This window comes from Tsukamurella conjunctivitidis, assembly GCF_007858475.1.
Classification (GTDB): Bacteria; Actinomycetota; Actinomycetes; order Mycobacteriales; family Mycobacteriaceae; genus Tsukamurella; species Tsukamurella conjunctivitidis.
The window spans coordinates 96816-114071 of sequence record NZ_VIGX01000010.1; the positions used below are offsets into that span (position 1 = coordinate 96816).

A 17256-nucleotide genomic window follows, 5' to 3' on the forward strand; every position below is an offset into this window, starting at 1 on the left:
ACGTCGGGGACCCTCTCGCCGTATCCGCTGTGAATAGGCTTGCATGATGGTGCATAATCATTGCATGACTGTTTCCGTGGCGATCGCGGGCGCCAGCGGCTACGCCGGGGGAGAGATCCTCCGGCTGCTGCTGAACCATCCGCAGTACCTGTCCGGTGAGCTCACCATCGGCGCGCTCACCGCCGGCGGCAATGCCGGCAGCACACTCTTCGAGCACCACCCGCATCTCCTGCCCCTCGCCGACCGCGTCCTGCAGGAGACCACGCCGGACACGCTGCGCGGCCACGACGTGGTCTTCCTCGGCCTACCGCACGGCAAGTCGGCCGAGATCGCCGAGGCGCTGCCTCCGTCGACCCTCATCATCGACTGCGGCGCCGACTACCGGCTCAAGGACCCCGCCGAGTGGGAGCACTACTACGGCAGCGCGCACGCCGGCACCTGGCCCTACGGCCTGCCGGAGCTCCCGGGCAACCGGGAGGTGCTCGCCGGCGCGTCCCGCATCGCGGTCCCGGGCTGTTACCCGACGGTGTCGACCCTCGCCTTCCTGCCCGCCGTCGCGGCCGGCATCGTCGCCCCCGAGGTCGCCGTCGTCGCCGTGAGCGGCACCTCCGGCGCCGGGAAGTCCCTGCGGACGGACCTGCTCGCCTCCGAGGCGATCGGCTCCGCGCGGGCCTACGGCGTCACCACCCACCGGCACACTCCGGAGATCACACAGAACCTCTCGGCGGCCGCGAACTCGCCCGTCACCGTGTCGTTCACGCCGATCCTGGTGCCCATGGCCCGGGGCATCCTCGCCACCGTCTCCGCCCCGACGACGGTGACCACCGCGCAGGCCCGGGAGGTCTACGCGAAGGCCTACGCCGACGAGCCCTTCGTGCACCTGCTCCCCGAAGGAGCGCAGCCGCAGACGAAGTCGGTGCTCGGCAGCAACGCCGTGCAGGTCCAGGTCGCGGTCGACGAGCGCGCCGGGCGCCTCATCGCGACCGCGGCGATCGACAACCTCACCAAGGGCACCGGTGGTGCCGCCGTCCAGTCCATGAATCTCGCGCTCGGCTGGCCCGAGACCGCCGGCCTCTCGACCGTAGGAGTCGCACCGTGAGCGAAGCGAAGACGTCCACCACGCCGAACACGTTCAAGCTGGTCCGGAACCAGGGCGTCACCGCGCCACTGGGTTTCAAGGCCGCCGGCATCGCTGCGGGGATCAAGGCCTCCGGCAAGCCCGACCTCGCGCTGGTCTTCAACGAGGGCCCGCACTACGCGGCCGCGGGCGTCTTCACCCGCAACAAGGTGCGCGCGGCGCCCGTGCTGTGGAGTGAGCAGGTCTTGGGGGACGGCCACCTGCGTGCGGTGATCCTCAACTCGGGCGGCGCCAACGCGTGCACCGGGCCCGGCGGCTTCCAGGACACGCACGCGACCGCCGAGAAGGTGGCGGAGGCCCTGAGTCACTGGGGGACCGAGACCGGCGCGGGCGAGGTCGCGGTCTGCTCGACCGGCCTCATCGGCGACCGGCTGCCCATGGACAAGGTGCTCGCCGGTGTGACCGAGATCGTCCACGAGATGGGCGGTGGGCTCACCGGGGGCACCGACGCCGCGCACGCGATCATGACGACCGACACCGTGCCGAAGGAGGCCGCGCTGCACCACGGCGGCGGCTGGAACGTGGGCGGCATGGCGAAGGGGGCCGGCATGATGGCGCCCTCGCTCGCGACGATGCTCGTCGTGCTCACCACCGACGTTCACGCCACCCCGGAGCAGCTGGACCAGGCCCTTCGGTACGCCACGGGCTACACCTTCGACCGGCTCGACGTGGACGGTGCCACCTCCACCAACGACACCGTGCTCCTGCTCAGCAGCGGCGCGAGCGAGAAGACCTGCACCCAGGAGGAACTCAACGCCGCCGTGCGCGAGGTCTGCGACGATCTGGCGGCGCAGCTGCAGGGCGACGCCGAGGGCGTCACGAAGCGGATCCTCATCACCGTGACCGGCGCCGTCTCCGAGGAGGAGGCGCTGATCGGCGCCCGCGCCATCGCCCGCGACAGCCTGGTGAAGACCGCGCTGTTCGGCAGCGACCCCAACTGGGGCCGCGTCATGGCCGCGATCGGCATCGCCCCGATCGAGCTGGTGCACGACAAGCTCACCGTCTCCTTCAACGGGCAACCCATCGCCGAGCACGGTTGCGGCGTCCCCGGGGCCCGCGACGTGGACCTCTCCGGCCCCGAGATCGACGTCACCGTCGACCTCGGCCTCGGCCGTGGCACCGCGACGATCCGCACCACCGATCTCTCGCACGCGTACGTCGAAGAGAACTCGGCGTACTCCTCATGAGCGCCCCTGACCTCACGCCGCTCGACAAGGCCGGCGTCCTCGCCGAGGCGCTGCCCTGGTTGCTCGACTTCCACGGCAGGACCGTCGTGGTCAAGTACGGCGGCAACGCCATGATCGACGACGAGCTCAAGCGCTCCTTCGCGCAGGACATGGTCTTCCTGCGCACCTGCGGCCTGCACCCCGTGGTCGTGCACGGCGGCGGCCCGCAGATCACCGCGATGCTGAAGCGCCTCGGCATGGAGGGCGAGTTCCGCGGCGGCTTCCGCGTGACCACGCCCGAGGTGATGGACGTCGTCCGGATGGTGCTGTTCGGGCAGGTCGGGCGTGAGCTGGTCGGGCTGATCAACTCCTACGGTCCCTTCGCCGTCGGCATGTCCGGTGAGGATGCGCACCTCTTCACCGCCACGCGGCGGCAGGTCGTCGTCGACGGTGCCCCCACCGACATCGGTCTCGTCGGCGACGTCACGGCGGTCAACCCCGAGGCGGTCAACGACCTCATCGCCGCCGGCCGCATCCCCGTGATCTCCACGATCGCGCCGGACGCGGAGGGCGTGGTGCACAACATCAACGCCGACACCGCCGCCGCCGCACTCGCGGAGGCGCTCGGGGCGGAGAAGCTCGTGGTGCTCACCGACGTCGAGGGCCTCTACACGAACTGGCCGGACCGGTCCTCCCTGACCTCCGAGATCGACACGGACGCGCTGACCGAGCTGCTGCCGAGCCTCGACTCCGGCATGGTCCCGAAGATGGAGGCGTGCCTGCGAGCCGTGCACGGGGGCGTTCCCACCGCGCACGTCATCGACGGGCGGGTGCCGCACTCCGTGCTCCTCGAACTGTTCACGAGCAAGGGCATCGGCACCATGGTGACCCCGCCGAAACCTCCTTCAGAGACCTGGATCTGACACACATGAGCAACGAAGCAATGCAGTCGCGGTGGAACGCCGCGGTGATGGACACCTACGGCACCCCTCCCATCGCGCTGGTCTCGGGGCGCGGCGCGGCGGTGACCGACGCCGACGGCAAGGAGTACGTCGACCTGCTCGGCGGCATCGCCGTCAACGCGCTCGGCCACGCCCATCCGAAGATCATCGAGGCGGTGACGCATCAGGTCTCGACCCTGGGACACGTCTCCAATCTGTACATCAGCGAGCCCGTCGTGCGCCTCGCCGAACGCCTCACCGAGGCCGTGGGCGTACCGGGCACCCGCGTCTTCTTCAGCAACTCGGGCGCCGAGGCCAACGAGGCCGCGATCAAGATCGGCCGGCGCACGGGTCGCACCCGGATGGTGGCCGCCGACGGCGCCTTCCACGGCCGGACCATGGGCTCGCTCGCGCTCACCGGCCAGCCCGCTAAGCGGGAGCCCTTCGCGCCCCTCATCGAGTCGGTCACCCACGTGCCCTACGGCGACGCCGCGGCCCTGCGCGCCGCCGCCGAGGGAGCGGCCGCGATCTTCCTGGAGCCGATCATGGGGGAGGGCGGCGTCGTCGTCCCGCCCGCGGGTTACCTCGCGGAGGCCCGCGCCGCCGCCACCGAAGCCGGCGCGCTCCTCGTCCTCGACGAGGTGCAGACCGGGATCGCCCGGACCGGAACACTGTTCGCGTACCAGCGGGCCGGCGTCACGCCCGACGTCTTCACGCTCGCCAAGGGACTCGGTGGTGGCCTGCCGATCGGTGCGACGGTGGCCGTCGGCGCCGCGGGCGAGCTGCTCACGCCCGGCCAGCACGGCACCACCTTCGGCGGCAACCCCGTCGCCGCGGCCGCCGCGAACGCCGTCCTCGACGTGATCGAGGCGGAGGGCCTCGCCGAGCGCGCCGACGCCCTCGGCAAGCACATCGCCGCCACCGTCGAGGGCTTCGGCCACCCGCTCGTGACCGGCGTCCGCGGCTCCGGCCTCCTGCTCGGGATCACCCTGTCCCGGCCCGCCGCCAAGGCGATCGAGGCCGGTGCCCGGGACGCCGGCTTCCTGCTCAACGCCGCCCAGCCCGACGTGGTCCGCCTGGCCCCGCCCCTCGTCCTCACCGACGAGCAGGCCGACCGCTTCCTCACTGCACTCCCGTCCCTCCTCGATTCAGCCCAGGAGAACCCATGACCCGCCATTTCCTCCGCGACGACGACCTCAGCCCGGCCGAGCAGCGGGAGGTGCTCGCCCTGGCCGCGGAGCTGAAGGCGCAGCCCTTCTCGCGGCGTCCCCTCGACGGCCCGAAGGGGGTGGCGGTGCTGTTCGACAAGAACTCCACGCGCACCCGGTTCAGCTTCGACGTGGGCATCGCGCAGCTCGGCGGCCACGCCGTCGTGGTGGACACCAAGTCCACCCAGATGGGGCGCGACGAGTCGCTCGCCGATACCGCGCGTGTGCTCTCCCGGTTCGTCGATGCCATCGTCTGGCGCACCTACGCGCAGGAGGGCCTCGAGGAACTCGCCCGGTACTCGACGGTGCCCGTCGTCAACGCCCTCTCCGACGACTTCCACCCGTGCCAGATCCTCGCAGACCTGCAGACGATCGCGGAACGCAAGGGGGCGGAGGGGACGGGCTCCGTCGCCGGCCTGAAGCTCACCTACCTCGGCGACGGCGCGAACAACATGGCGCACAGCTACATGCTCGGGTGCGTCACCGCCGGCATCGACGTGACCATCAGCGCACCGTCGGGCTTCGAGCCGGACGAGCGCTTCGTGAACGCGGCCCGGGAGCGCGCGAAGGAGACCGGGGCCGAGGTCAGTGTGATCTCCGATCCGGTGCTCGCGGTGGCGGGCGTGGACGTGGTGGTCACCGACACCTGGGTCTCGATGGGGCAGGAGGACGACGGCGTCGACCGCAACGCGCCCTTCCGGCCCTACCAGATCAACGCCGAACTGCTCGCCCACGCCGATCCCGATGCGATCGTGCTGCACTGCCTGCCGGCGCACCGCGGTGACGAGATCACCGACGAGGTGATCGACGGTCCGCAGTCCGCCGTCTTCGACGAGGCCGAGAACCGGCTGCACGCACAGAAAGCGTTGCTCACCTGGCTCCTGGAGCGGTCGTGAGCGAGCAACCGCTCGCCACGCGCGCCGGGCGGCAGGCGGCGATCGTCGAGATCTTGGCGAACCACCAGGTGCGCAGCCAGGCCGAGCTGCAGGCGCTGCTCGTCCGCGGTGGCTACGAGGCGACGCAGGCCACCATCTCGCGCGACCTCGACGAGCTCGGCGCCGTGAAACTGCGCGGCGCCGACGGCGGCACCGGCGTGTACGTGGTCCCCGAGGACGGCTCGCCCGTGCGCGGCGTCTCGGGCGGCACGGAGCGGCTCTCCCGCCTCCTGGGCGAACTGCTCGTCTCCACCGACCACAGTGGCAACATCTGCGTGCTGCGCACCCCGCCCGGTGCCGCCAACTTCCTCGCCAGCGCGCTCGACCGCTCGTCGCTCCCGGAGGTCGTCGGCACCGTCGCCGGCGACGACACCGTGCTCGTCGTCGCGCGCGAGCCCCTGACCGGCAAGGACCTCGCCGAGCGCCTCGTGGCGCTCGCCTGAATCCGCACACTCACCACCAGATAGGCTTATCGACCATGTCCAAGGTCCTCTCCACCCTGCCCATCGGCGAGCGCGTCGGCATCGCCTTCTCCGGCGGCCTCGACACCTCCGTGGCCGTCGCCTGGATGCGCGACAAGGGCGCGGTGCCCTGCACCTACACCGCCAACATCGGCCAGCCCGACGAGCCGGACATCGACGCGGTCCCGGATCGCGCCAAGGAGTACGGCGCCGAGATCGCGCGCCTGGTGGACGTGCAGCCGCTGCTGGTGCAGGAGGGCATCGCCGCCCTGCAGACCGGCGCCTTCCACATCCGCTCGGGCGGCAAGACCTACTTCAACACCACCCCCATCGGCCGCGTCGTGACCGGCACGATGCTGGTGCGGGCCATGAAGGAGGACGGCGTCGACATCTGGGGCGACGGCTCCACCTACAAGGGCAACGACATCGAGCGGTTCTACCGCTACGGCCTCATGGCGAACCCAGCCCTGCGGATCTACAAGCCGTGGCTCGACTCGCAGTTCGTCACGGAGCTGGGCGGCCGCAAGGAGATGAGCGAGTGGCTCGTCGCGCACGGCTTTCCGTACCGCGACTCCACCGAGAAGGCGTACTCGACCGACGCCAACATCTGGGGCGCCACCCATGAGGCCAAGGACCTGGAGTACCTCAACACCGGCGTCGTCATCGTCGAGCCGATCATGGGCGTCGCCCCGTGGGACGAGTCCGTCGAGATCACGACCGAGGACGTCACCGTCACCTTCGAGGCGGGCGTGCCGGTCGCGATCAACGGCGTCGAGTACTCCGACCCGGTCGAGCTGGTCCGCGAGGCCAACCGCATCGGCGGCCGCCACGGCCTGGGCATCTCCGACCAGATCGAGAACCGGATCATCGAGGCCAAGTCGCGCGGCATCTACGAGGCCCCCGGCATGGCGCTCCTGCACGCGACCTACGAGCGGCTCGTCAACGCGATCCACAACGAGGACACCATCGCGACGTACCACAACGAGGGCCGCCGCCTGGGCCGCCTGATGTACGAGGGCCGCTGGCTGGATCCGCAGTCGCTCATGCAGCGCGAGGCGATCATCCGCTGGGTGGCCTCGGCCGTCACCGGCTCGGTCACGCTGCGCCTGCGCCGCGGCGACGACTACTCGATCATCGACACGAGCGGCCCCAACCTGAGCTACCACCCCGAGAAGCTCTCGATGGAGCGGGTGGGCGACGCCGCCTTCGGCCCCGACGAGCGCATCGGCCAGCTCACCATGCGCAACCTCGACATCGCGGACTCGCGCTCGCGCCTCGAGCAGTACGCCGCGCAGGGCATCGTCGCGGGCGAGACCGCCGCGCTGGTCGGCGAGCTCGAGCAGGGCGGCGCCGACGCCATCGTCTCCGGCGGCGAGAAGATTCCGTCCGCCCTCGACGAGGCGAGCAACCACGCCGCGTTCGACCTCGGCACCGACTAGGAGATCCGTTGAGCGAGAAGCACGGCACCAACGAGGGCAGCCTGTGGGGCGGGCGCTTCGCGTCCGGACCCGCCGAGGCGATGGCCGCGCTGAGCAAGTCCACGCACTTCGACTGGGCGCTCGCCCCGTACGACGTGCGCGCGTCGAAGGCGCACGCCCGCGTGCTGCACCGCGCCGGGCTGCTGTCGGAGGAGGACCTCGAGGCCATGCTCGCGGCGCTCACGCGTCTCGGGGACGACGTGGCCTCGGGCGCCTTCCAGCCGGCGGATTCCGACGAGGACGTGCACGGCGCGCTGGAGCGCGGGCTGATCGAGCGCGCCGGTGCCGAGGTGGGTGGGCGGCTGCGCGCGGGCCGGTCGCGGAACGACCAGGTGGCCACGCTGTTCCGCCTGTGGCTGCGCGACGCGGTGCGCCTCGTGGCGGTCGGCGTGCTCGACGTGGTGGACGCCTTCGTCGCCCAGGCGCAGGCGAATCCCGAGGCGATCCTGCCGGGCAAGACGCACCTGCAGGCGGCGCAGCCGATCCTGCTCGCGCACCACCTGCTCGCCTACACGCACCCGCTGCTGCGGGACGTGCAGCGGCTGCAGGACCTGGACAAGCGGATCGCGGTCTCGCCGTACGGTTCCGGCGCGCTCGCCGGATCGTCGCTGGGCCTCGACCCCGACGCGATCGCCGCCGATCTGGGCTTCGACTCCGCCGCGGACAACAGCCTCGACGCGACGGCCTCGCGCGACTTCGCGGCGGAGGCGGCCTACGTCTTCGCGCAGATCGCCGTGGACCTGTCGCGCTGGTCTGAGGACGTGATCCTGTGGAGCACGGCCGAGTTCGGCTACGTGACCCTCGCGGACGCGTGGTCCACCGGAAGCTCGATCATGCCGCAGAAGAAGAACCCGGACGTCGCGGAGCTCTCGCGTGGCAAGGCGGGCAGGCTGATCGGCAATCTCTCGGGCCTGCTGGCGACCCTGAAGGCGCAGCCGCTCGCGTACAACCGCGATCTGCAGGAGGACAAGGAGCCGGTCTTCGATTCGGTCGAGCAACTGCGCCTGCTGCTGCCGGCCGTCGCCGGCCTGACCGCGACGCTCACCTTCCACCCGGAGCGCATGGCGCAGCTCGCCCCCGCGGGCTTCACGCTGGCGACCGATGTCGCCGAGTGGATGGTGCGACAGGGCGTTCCGTTCCGTGTGGCGCACGAGGCGGCGGGCGAGTGCGTCCGCGCCGCCGAATCGCGGGGCGTCGGCCTCGACGGCCTCACCGACGAGGAGTTCGCCGCGATCCACCCGGCGCTGACCCCGCAGGTCCGCGAAGTGCTGACGGTGCGCGGCTCCGTCGCCTCCCGCGACGCCCGCGGCGGCACGGCGCCGTCGGCCGTCGCCCGTCAGCTCGAGACCGTCACCGCCGCCGTCCCGCCCCTGCGCACCTGGGCCACCGCCACCCCGTGACCGAATTGAACACCGTTTCTGACACGAAAACCGCAGGTCGGCGTGAGCAGAAACGGCGTTCAATCGCGGGTGGGGTGGGGGAGCGGTCCGGTGATGACCTGTTGCAGCGCGGGCGCGGCGAGGTCGACGACCTCGTCGACGGTGAGCGAGGCGAGCGGCTCGAAGCCGACGACGTAGCGGGAGACCAGGAGTCCGAGCACCTGCGCGATCATGAGGTTCGCCCGGACGGGGCCGTCGCCGTGCTCCGCGTTGATCCGGTCGACCAGTTCGGCGAGCACCAGCTCCATGAGGAAACCGCGCACGATCGCGGGATCGCCGCCCGCGCCCAGGTTGGTGCGCACCACGGCGACGCCGATCTCGCGCAGCGGTCCGTCCCACATGGGCAGCAGCGCGCTCAGTAGAGTGCGGGCCGCGACGTCGAGCGGTGCCTCGCGCAGCGGTGCGCGCACGAACTCCGGGTCGACGGGGATCGCCAGCGCCGCGAGGTAGAGCTCCTGTTTCGTGCCGAAGTAGTGGTGCACCAGCGCCGAATCCACGCCCGCGGCCTCCGCGATCGAGCGCACCGTCGTCCCGCCCAGGCCGCCGCGGGCGAACGCGGCCCGGGCGGCGGCGAGGATCTCGGCCCGCGTGTCCGGGCTGCCCGTGCGCCGGCCGGACCTCCGGCCCGCGCCGCTCACGCGACCTTGCGCGGCAGGGTGGCGGCCGCCAGGGCCAGGGCGGCGATCGCGAAACCGGCGACCACCGCGAGCGAGGTCCACATGGTGGTGGTCGCGGCCCCGTGGGCACCCACCTCCTGGAGCGCCTTCACCGCGTAGGTCATCGGCAGGACGTCGGCGATGCCCTGCAACCAACCGGGCATCGCGTCGTGCGGGACGAGCAGCCCGCACAGGAAGATCTGCGGCACCACGACGATCGGCATGAACTGCACGGCCTGGAACTCGGTGCGGGCGAAGGCGCTGAACAGCAACCCGAGCGCGACGCCCAGCCAGGCGTCCACGACGGCGATCAGTACCACCAGCCACACGCTCCCGGCGGTCTCCATGCCGAGCAGGTAGGCCGCTACGGTCGTCGCGACCGCGGCCTGCACCGTGGCGGCCGCCGAGAAGGCGATCGCGTAGCCGAGCAGGAGATCCGCCTTGGCGAGCGGCGTGGTGAGCAGCCGCTCGAGCGTGCCGGAGACCCGCTCGCGCTGCATCGCGATCGACGTGACGATGAACATCAGGGCGAACGGCAGAACGCCCAGGAGGACCAGTGCGATGCGGCTGAACAGCGCTGCGCCGCCGGGGGAATCGCGGTAGAGGAAGTACATCAGCGTCAGCAGTGCCGTCGGCACCACCACGATCATGGCGATCGTGCGCGGATCCGCGCGCAGCTGGCGCAGCACGCGGACCGTCGTCGCGCGGGTGATGCTCGGATTCAGGACGGTGCTCATGCGGTGGCCTCCTGCTCGCGGACGAGCGCGAGGAAGGCGTCGTCCAGGGTGGGTGCGCCGGTGCGCGTCAGCAGGTCCGACGGTGCGAGCTCGGCGACCAGGCGCCCCTCGCGCAACAGGAGGAGGCGGGCGCAGTGCGCGGCCTCGTCCATGACATGGCTCGAGACGAGCAGCGTGGTCCCGGCGGCGGCCATCGCGGCGAACCGCTCCCACAGCTCGGCGCGCAGCAGCGGATCGAGCCCGACGGTCGGCTCGTCGAGGATGAGGAGCTCCGGATGCGCCACGAGCGCGCAGGCGATGCTCACGCGGGAGCGCTGCCCGCCCGAGAGGGCGTCGGCCCGGCGACCGGCGAGGGCGGCCAGCCCGACGGCGTCGATGGCCTCGGCGACGTCGGCCCCGGCGGTGCCGCGTCGCGCGGGGTAGAGCGCCGCGAAGTACTCGACGTTCTGCGCGACGGTGAGATCGCCGTAGACGGCGGGGGATTGGGTGGTGTATCCGACGCGGGCCCGCAGGTCCGGACTGCCCGCGGGGCGGCCGAGCACCGTCGCGCCGCCGCCGGTGATCCGCTGCGCGCCGACGATCACGCGCATGAGCGTGGTCTTGCCCGAGCCCGACGGGCCGAGCAGACCGGTGATCGCGCCGGCGGGGATCTCGGCGTCGAGGCCGTCCAGGACGGTAGCGCCCGAGCGGACCACGGTGAGCCCGGACAGGGTGATCGCACTGGTCATGGCGCCTCCAAAGAATTCACTCGACGATGAATTCATCGTCGAGTGAATTATGCGCCCGGGATTCCGGAGACGTCAAGAGGTGGGTCAGTCGCGCTGCCTGCGATCGCCGAGTCGTCGCATCGCGCTCAGCGCGGCGAGACCGACGGACGGCGCCGCGTCGGTCGACCGGGCGAGGGCGCCGCGCCAGCGCGGCACCACCCGGAAGATCTGGCGTGATCGCAGGAGGCGCAGTCCGGCGGCCGCGACGTCGTCGGCATCGAGCGGCCGCGGCCCGGCGAACAGCAGAGCGGCACCCGGATCCTGCTCCCGGGCCGTGACCATCGCGGTGCGGACCACGTCCGGGCACAGCGCGCGGGCCCGGATCGGCAGGCCGGCGTGGTCCAGGTCGCCCTGGAGCGAGGTCGTGTACGACAGCACGGCGGCCTTGGTCGCGGCGTACAGGGCGAGACCGGGCACCGGCGAGAGGGCGGAGAGCGAGGCGACGTTGAGGATCGCCCCGCCGCGCGCGCCCATGGCGTTCACCGCCGCGGCGGATCCGCCGATCGGACCGCGCAGGTTCACGTCGAGGATCGCGGTCACCTGATCGTCGGCGTGCTCCCAGCTGTCGCCGGCGATCAGGATGCCCGCGTTGTTCACCCACACGGCCAGCCGCCCGAGCTCCTGGGCGTGCTCCGCGACGGTGCGGTGGGACTCGAGGTCGCGCACGTCCTGCGCGAGGCCGACCGCGTCCCGTCCGACCTGCGCGGCCGCCGCTCGGGCGGCCGCACCGTCGATGTCGGTGAGGATCACACGATGGCCCTCGTCCGCCAGGCGGTGGGCGAATCGGAGGCCGATGCCGCGGCCCGCTCCGGTGACTACTGCGATGGATGTCATGTCGACGAACCTAGGCGGTGCGCGGCGACGGGGCCACACCCCTCGCTCCGCTGAAACGTGTTCCGTTTCCGGGCCTGCGGTCGGAGAACATCGGATAACATCGCGGCATGACCGCAGAGCGCACCGTCCGCGGGCTCATCGACGAGCCACAGCACTCCGAACCCGCCGAACTCGCCGGGCTGTTCGCGCAGCTCGAGCCCGTCACGATCGACTTCATGCTCGGCGATTGGCACGGCGGCGAGCTGCCCTCGGGGCACCCGATGGACGGCGCCCTCGGCAAGGCGCGCTGGTACGGCAAGAGTTTCCGGTCCGCGAACGACGTGCAGCCGCTGGTGTGCCTGGACGACGCCGGCGAGAAGTACTCGAACGTCGCCCTCGGCAAGGGCGAGGCCTCGCTGCGGCTGATCGACTTCGGCGGCACGGTGACCGCGTCGATGGTCTACGACGGCCAGCCGGTGATCGATCATTTCGCCAAGGTCGACGACGACACGGTCATGGGCGTCATGACCGGGAAGAAGCTGGCCGCGCCGTACTTCTACTTCTACCTCGAACGAGACGCCGCATCCGGTACGTCCGGCGGCTGCCTGGCGGACCGGTGACGGGCACGCTCGCGCGGGTCGTCGCCGCGCCCGGCGAGGCACCGTCGCCCCTGGAGATCGACGTGCCGGCGCCGACCGGAAACCAGGTGCTGGTGCGGATCCACGCGGTCGGGGTCTGCCACACCGACCTGACCCTCGCCGCGCAGTGGCCCGAGCAGGGGCTGCCGGTGATCCTGGGCCACGAGGGCGCCGGCGTCGTCGAGGCGCTCGGCCCCGATGCGCGGGGCCTGGCCGTCGGCGACCGCGTATCGCTCACCTTCGACAGCTGCGGCACCTGCGAGTTCTGCACCGCCGGCACGCCCGGCTACTGCGAGCAGTCGATCACCCGCAACTACTTGGGCCTGCCCGGAATCCGATCGGGTGAGACCCCGGTGACCGGCGGGTTCTTCGGCCAGTCGAGCTTCGCGGGCCTGGCGTTGGCGACCGACCGGAACACCGTCCCGATCGGCGACCTGCCCTTCGAATTGGCCGCCCCGCTCGGCTGCAGCGTGCAGACGGGCGTCGGCACGGTGACCCGCGCGCTGAAGGTGCAGCCGGGGCAGTCGGTCGTGGTCTTCGGGACCGGTGCCGTCGGGCTCGCCGCCGTCATGGGCGCGAAGCTCGCCGGCGCGACCACGATCATCGCGGTCGACCCGCGGGAGGACCGCCGCGACCTCGCCCTGTCGCTCGGCGCGACGCACGCGGTCGAGGCGGGGCCGGAGGCCGCGCAGCGCGTGATCGAGGCGACCGGCGGCGGGGCGCATGCGGCCGTCGACACCACCGCGCGCGCCGACGTCCTCAGCCAGGCGATCCTCGCCCTGCGCCCGCGCGGCACACTCGCGGTGGTCGGGTTGGGCGCGCCGTCGGCGGACCTGCCGGTCATGGTGATCATGGCCCGCGGCCTGCGCGTGATCGGCGTGATCGAGGGCGATTCGGAACCGTCGGAGTTCCTCCCGGAGCTGTCGGCCGCCGTCGCGGCCGGCCGACTGCCCGTCGACCGGCTGGTGACCACCTTCACCGACTTCGACGAGGCCTGGGCCGCGGCCCGCGAGGGCACCGCGGTCAAGCCCGTCTGGCTCCCCGCTGGGTAGCATGGCGCCATGGCCATCGACGCGACGCTGCTGAAGATCCTCGCCTGCCCGCAGGACAAGGGGCCGCTGCTGTACGTGCCGGACGAGCTGTTCTACAACCCGCGCCTTCGTCGCGCCTATCCGATCGAGGACGGCCTGCCGGTGCTGCTCGTCGGCGAGGCCCGCGACGTCGACGACGCGGAGCACGAGTCGATCCTGGCGCGCGCCGCGCAGTGACCCCGGGCCGGGCGCGGGAGCGCCTGTCCGGGCATCCGCTCGCAGCCGCGCGGCTGGTGCTGGGCTCCGTGCTCGACGTGGGTGGGGTCCGGGCCCGGATCGTCGAGGTGGAGGCGTACGGATCTCCCGCCGACGGGCCCTGGCCCGATCCCGCCGCGCACACCTACCCGGGGCCGACGCCGCGCAATGCGGTGATGTTCGGGCCCGCCGGCCACCTGTACGTCTACCTGTCCTACGGCATCCACCAGTGCGTGAACATCACCGCGGGACCCGACGGCGAGGGCGGGGGAGTGCTGCTGCGCGCCGCCGCCATCGAAGCCGGGATCGAGCTCGTCCGCGACCGGCGTGCGGTCCGCGACCCCGATGCACGCCTCGCCGCCGGCCCCGGCCGGCTCGGCCAGGCACTGGGGATCACCGTGGCGGACAAGGGGATCGACGTGCTCGCCCCGGCCTCCGCGGTGCGCCTGGAGATCGCCGCTCGCCGGGGTCCGGTCGCGTCCGGACCCCGGATAGGGATCAGCAAGGCCGTCGACCTGCCGTGGCGGCTGTGGCTGGCCGGGCACCCGTCGGTGAGCCGCTGACCCGCGCCGCCCCTGGCGGAGGCCAACCGCGGACCAAGCGGGTCCGGGTGGACTGGCGGCATGAACGCCGTTGACGAGCTCGCCCGGGACCGCGGCCTGAACGCCGTGCACGCGCGGGCCTTCGCCCAGCCGGACGAGGCGGAGGCGGCCCGTGCCATCGTGGGGGCGCCGTTCCCCGCGACGACCGTCGGCCTCGTCGAGGCGGGATGGGCACTGGTGCCGATCCTGCAGGCGCGGTCGGCGACGCAGCTCGCGACGGCCGCCGAGGCCCGGCTGACCTCCATTCTCGGCCTGCTCGAGCTGCGCCGGCTCGATTCGGCCACAGCGCGGGCCAGGGACGAACTCGACCGGCACCGGCGGGTTGCGCACAGCGCGCAGATCCCGGTCGAGGGCATGGCATCCCTCGCGATCGGGATGGGCGTGGCGGGCATCGCTGCCGGACTGGTGTGGCTGGCGTCGTTGGCGGGCGCAGTCTTCGGCATCGGCGTGCTGGTCGCGACGGTGATCGTCGCAGCGGGGGTGTTCGTCCTCCTGCGTGCCATGACGCGCGCCGAGCTCGCCGCCGGCGGCATCGGCGTCCACGGACTGCGGATCGATCCCTGGCTCCGCGACCTCCCGCCGGCCGCCGCTGCGGCGGCGCAGAGCTTCTTCGACCTGCCGCACGGGCTCGCCGATCTGGAGTTCGTGGAGCGACGCGACCTGATCACGGTCGCCGACGGAGCCGGGACCGCCGCGGTCGTCGCCCGGTCACGCTTGTTGTGGGACCTGGCGCGGATGGCCCCGTCGACCGCCGACGAGGTGCGAGAACTCCTGGCCGGCTACCTCCGGACCGGTATGCCGGGCGCCCTCCTGCTCCGCGGTTCCGTGCCGAAGCCGGCCTGGTTGCGCGGTCCGTTCGACGACTGGGAGCGCCTGTTCGACCGGTTCGGCGCAATGGGCTCGATCACCGCACGGTGGACGGTGCGCGGCGGCGCGGTGATCGCCGAACTCGCGCCGGAGTACGAGGATGAGCCGGCCGCGGTCATGATCGCCGACCTGGTGGCGATCGCCTCGGCATCGGGCGCAGCGTGCCTGACCGACGCGGCCGCGGCCGCCCGCGCCGTCGCGGACCTGCTCGTGAACCAGCTGGTGCACGGCGATCTGGTGATGTTCACCCGGGGCGGCGGCCCCGCAGACCGGGAACTGCTGGTGACCGCTCTCCAGGGTGGCGACCTCGGGGAGGCGGCCGTTCGTTCACAATGGTCCGGTGAGCACTGACATCCTCGAGGAACTGTCCTGGCGCGGCCTGATCGCGCAATCCACCGACATCGACGCGCTCCGAGAGCGCCTCGCCTCGGGGTCGATCACCCTCTACGCCGGGTTCGATCCGACTGCCTCGTCGCTGCACGCCGGCCATCTCGTGCAACTGCTGACCCTGCGTCGCTTCCAGGAGGCGGGACATCGCCCGATCGTCCTGGGTGGCGGTGCGACGGGACAGGTGGGCGACCCGCGGGACGTGGGGGAGCGCGTGATGAACTCGGTGGACACCGTCGCCGAGTGGGCCGCCAAGATCGACACCCAGTTGCGGCGCTTCGTCTCCTTCGACGGGGACAACGCCGCGATCCTGGTGAACAACCTCGACTGGCACGGCCAGATGAACGTGCCCACCTTCCTGCGCGACGTGGGCAAGCACTTCTCGATCAACGTGATGCTCGCGCGCGACACCGTCAAGCGGCGTCTCGAGTCCGACGGGATCAGCTACACCGAGTTCAGCTACATGCTGCTGCAGGCATACGACTACGTGGAGCTCGCGCGCCGGTACGGGACGGCGCTGCAGATCGGCGGCTCCGACCAGTGGGGCAACATCATCGCGGGCGTGGATCTCAACCGGAAGATCGACGGCCGGCACGTGCACGCGTTGACCACGCAGCTCGTGACGTCGTCGGACGGGAAGAAGTTCGGCAAGTCCACCGGCGGCGGTTCCCTGTGGCTCGACCCGGAGATGACCAGCCCGTACGCCTGGTACCAGTACTTCGTGAACACGGCCGACGCCGACGTCATCCGCTACTTGCGCTGGTTCACCTTCCTCACGCAGGAGGAGATCGCGGAGCTGGAGCGCGAGACGGCGGAGGCGCCGCACAAGCGCACCGCGCAGAAACGGCTCGCCGCCGAGATGACGACCCTGGTGCACGGAGAGGAGCACACCCGTGCGGCGGAACTCGCCGCGCAGGCGCTGTTCGGCCGGGGTGAGCTGGCTGATCTGCCCGAGTCCACCCTCGCGGCCGCGCTCACGGAGGCATCGGTCGTCGAGGTGGCGCAGGGTGAGCCGCGCACGATCGTCGATCTGCTCGCCGCATCCGGACTCTGCGAGTCCAAGGGAGCCGCTCGTCGCGCGGTCAAGGAGGGCGGCGCCTACGCGAACAACGTGAAGGTGGAGTCCGAGGACTGGGAGCCGGCCGCTACCGATCTGCTCCACGGACGCTGGCTGGTGCTCCGGCGGGGCAAGAAGAACTTCGCCGGTGCTCGATTCGACTGAAACACCTGGTCATAACCACTGAGGCCGCCCCGTGAATCCACGCGGGGCGGCCTTTGTGCTGCAGGTCACAAATGTGTGATTCGACGGTGCTTCGACCCTCTCGACCCTCTGACCAGGGCAGATGAACAGCACGTTACGCGCTGACCTGCGGATTTGTGCTTGACGTTCCCGGTGCGTAACTTATTCGAAGTCAGCGCGACACCGACCAGGACGGGGCCGAAAAGCCCAGGTCAGGCGGTAGAAACGCGGACAGCTTTGACAACATGGAGTCGGCCCCGGTTTGACACCGAGATCGCCTCCGACATAAGCTGGAACGGTTGCTTCGAGCAGCCAGCCCCATAAACGAACATCACTGTCGAGCGCTTGGTGCGGTCGGGAGGGTTCGAGTGTGTGGTTGTGCGGTGTGAAGCGCTTCCGAGGGTGGCCCGCGAGAGCGAGTTGCACACGGAAATCCGATCTGCTAAGCTTGAACGGTTGCTCCGAGCGGGTCAGCCCAGTGAGTTTGACTGGGTGAC

18 protein-coding genes are annotated in these 17256 nt (G+C 71.4%); 14 read left to right on the forward strand and 4 right to left on the reverse strand.

The features are described 5' to 3' along the window. Positions 1–64 precede the first annotated feature (64 nt). Genes argC through argH form a run of 8 tightly spaced genes read left to right on the forward strand, consistent with a single transcriptional unit; the run spans position 65 to position 8727 of the window. Positions 65–1099: an N-acetyl-gamma-glutamyl-phosphate reductase gene (gene argC, locus FK530_RS16885; RefSeq protein ID WP_146488144.1), complete on the forward strand. Its 1035-nt coding sequence runs from the start codon at positions 65–67 to the stop codon at positions 1097–1099. After that, a complete protein-coding gene (gene argJ / locus FK530_RS16890) occupies positions 1096–2325 on the forward strand; it encodes a bifunctional glutamate N-acetyltransferase/amino-acid acetyltransferase ArgJ (protein WP_146488145.1) in 1230 nt (409 codons plus the stop codon). The genes argC and argJ overlap by 4 nt, the downstream gene beginning before the upstream one ends. Next, the gene (argB, locus tag FK530_RS16895) at positions 2322–3227 is read left to right on the forward strand and encodes an acetylglutamate kinase (protein WP_146488146.1); all 906 of its coding nucleotides are present in this window, start codon (positions 2322–2324) and stop codon (positions 3225–3227) included. The genes argJ and argB overlap by 4 nt, the downstream gene beginning before the upstream one ends. Before the next feature lie 5 nt (positions 3228–3232). Beyond that, positions 3233–4414, forward strand: coding sequence for an acetylornithine transaminase (locus tag FK530_RS16900; protein WP_146488147.1), 1182 nt, complete (start codon positions 3233–3235; stop codon positions 4412–4414). Next, complete coding sequence (argF, locus tag FK530_RS16905) at positions 4411–5349, forward strand: ornithine carbamoyltransferase (RefSeq protein ID WP_146488148.1); 939 nt, start codon at positions 4411–4413, stop codon at positions 5347–5349. The genes FK530_RS16900 and argF overlap by 4 nt, the downstream gene beginning before the upstream one ends. After that, entirely contained in the window at positions 5346–5831 is a 486-nt protein-coding gene (locus FK530_RS16910; protein WP_410468456.1) for an arginine repressor, read from the forward strand. The genes argF and FK530_RS16910 overlap by 4 nt, the downstream gene beginning before the upstream one ends. A 35-nt stretch (positions 5832–5866) precedes the next feature. Continuing rightward, on the forward strand, positions 5867–7288 hold the full coding sequence (gene argG / locus FK530_RS16915) for an argininosuccinate synthase (RefSeq protein WP_146488150.1): 1422 nt from the start codon (positions 5867–5869) through the stop codon (positions 7286–7288). Positions 7289–7296: 8 nt separating this feature from the next. After that, the gene (gene argH / locus FK530_RS16920) at positions 7297–8727 is read left to right on the forward strand and encodes an argininosuccinate lyase (protein ID WP_146488151.1); all 1431 of its coding nucleotides are present in this window, start codon (positions 7297–7299) and stop codon (positions 8725–8727) included. Positions 8728–8786: 59 nt separating this feature from the next. Here the strand turns inward: argH and FK530_RS16925 are convergent, their stop codons facing one another. The 4 genes from FK530_RS16925 to FK530_RS16940 form a co-directional block, all read right to left on the reverse strand. Beyond that, positions 8787–9404, reverse strand: a complete 618-nt coding sequence (locus FK530_RS16925; protein ID WP_146488152.1) for a TetR/AcrR family transcriptional regulator — start codon at positions 9402–9404, stop codon at positions 8787–8789. After that, positions 9401–10159, reverse strand: a complete 759-nt coding sequence (locus tag FK530_RS16930) for an ABC transporter permease (RefSeq protein WP_205124217.1) — start codon at positions 10157–10159, stop codon at positions 9401–9403. Before FK530_RS16930 ends, FK530_RS16925 begins: the two co-directional genes overlap by 4 nt. Next, positions 10156–10887 carry an ABC transporter ATP-binding protein gene (locus tag FK530_RS16935; RefSeq protein WP_146488153.1) on the reverse strand — a complete coding sequence of 244 codons (732 nt, stop codon included), beginning with the start codon at positions 10885–10887 and terminating at the stop codon, positions 10156–10158. The genes FK530_RS16930 and FK530_RS16935 overlap by 4 nt, the downstream gene beginning before the upstream one ends. Positions 10888–10971: 84 nt before the next feature. Continuing rightward, positions 10972–11760: an SDR family NAD(P)-dependent oxidoreductase gene (locus tag FK530_RS16940; protein WP_146488154.1), complete on the reverse strand. Its 789-nt coding sequence runs from the start codon at positions 11758–11760 to the stop codon at positions 10972–10974. 107 nt (positions 11761–11867) lie between these two features. Between FK530_RS16940 and FK530_RS16945 the strand changes: the two genes are divergently transcribed. The 6 genes from FK530_RS16945 to tyrS are packed head-to-tail and all read left to right on the forward strand — an operon-like array spanning position 11868 to position 16741. Next, positions 11868–12359 carry a DUF4334 domain-containing protein gene (locus FK530_RS16945; RefSeq protein WP_146488155.1) on the forward strand — a complete coding sequence of 164 codons (492 nt, stop codon included), beginning with the start codon at positions 11868–11870 and terminating at the stop codon, positions 12357–12359. Continuing rightward, the gene (locus FK530_RS16950; RefSeq protein WP_146488156.1) at positions 12356–13429 is read left to right on the forward strand and encodes an NAD(P)-dependent alcohol dehydrogenase; all 1074 of its coding nucleotides are present in this window, start codon (positions 12356–12358) and stop codon (positions 13427–13429) included. Before FK530_RS16945 ends, FK530_RS16950 begins: the two co-directional genes overlap by 4 nt. 9 nt (positions 13430–13438) lie before the next feature. Then, positions 13439–13645 carry a Trm112 family protein gene (locus FK530_RS16955; RefSeq protein WP_146488157.1) on the forward strand — a complete coding sequence of 69 codons (207 nt, stop codon included), beginning with the start codon at positions 13439–13441 and terminating at the stop codon, positions 13643–13645. Further along, complete coding sequence (locus FK530_RS16960; protein WP_146488158.1) at positions 13642–14226, forward strand: DNA-3-methyladenine glycosylase; 585 nt, start codon at positions 13642–13644, stop codon at positions 14224–14226. Before FK530_RS16955 ends, FK530_RS16960 begins: the two co-directional genes overlap by 4 nt. A 60-nt stretch (positions 14227–14286) precedes the next feature. Then, the gene (locus FK530_RS16965) at positions 14287–15483 is read left to right on the forward strand and encodes a hypothetical protein (protein WP_146488159.1); all 1197 of its coding nucleotides are present in this window, start codon (positions 14287–14289) and stop codon (positions 15481–15483) included. Beyond that, positions 15473–16741 (forward strand): tyrosine--tRNA ligase, encoded by a 1269-nt coding sequence (gene tyrS, locus FK530_RS16970; protein ID WP_146488160.1) that lies wholly within the window; start codon positions 15473–15475, stop codon positions 16739–16741. Before FK530_RS16965 ends, tyrS begins: the two co-directional genes overlap by 11 nt. The last annotated feature ends 515 nt before the right edge of the window (positions 16742–17256 follow it).

Coding starts and splice junctions, on each gene's coding strand:
- argG (WP_146488150.1), top strand. CDS start 5,867: ATGTCCAAGGTCCTCTCCACCCTGCCCATCGGCGAGCGCGTCGGCATC.
- FK530_RS16900 (WP_146488147.1), top strand. CDS start 3,233: ATGAGCAACGAAGCAATGCAGTCGCGGTGGAACGCCGCGGTGATGGAC.
- argC (WP_146488144.1), top strand. CDS start 65: ATGACTGTTTCCGTGGCGATCGCGGGCGCCAGCGGCTACGCCGGGGGA.
- FK530_RS16940 (WP_146488154.1), bottom strand. CDS start 11,760: ATGACATCCATCGCAGTAGTCACCGGAGCGGGCCGCGGCATCGGCCTC.
- argB (WP_146488146.1), top strand. CDS start 2,322: ATGAGCGCCCCTGACCTCACGCCGCTCGACAAGGCCGGCGTCCTCGCC.
- FK530_RS16935 (WP_146488153.1), bottom strand. CDS start 10,887: ATGACCAGTGCGATCACCCTGTCCGGGCTCACCGTGGTCCGCTCGGGC.
- FK530_RS16945 (WP_146488155.1), top strand. CDS start 11,868: ATGACCGCAGAGCGCACCGTCCGCGGGCTCATCGACGAGCCACAGCAC.
- FK530_RS16965 (WP_146488159.1), top strand. CDS start 14,287: ATGAACGCCGTTGACGAGCTCGCCCGGGACCGCGGCCTGAACGCCGTG.
- FK530_RS16930 (WP_205124217.1), bottom strand. CDS start 10,159: ATGAGCACCGTCCTGAATCCGAGCATCACCCGCGCGACGACGGTCCGC.
- argF (WP_146488148.1), top strand. CDS start 4,411: ATGACCCGCCATTTCCTCCGCGACGACGACCTCAGCCCGGCCGAGCAG.
- FK530_RS16955 (WP_146488157.1), top strand. CDS start 13,439: ATGGCCATCGACGCGACGCTGCTGAAGATCCTCGCCTGCCCGCAGGAC.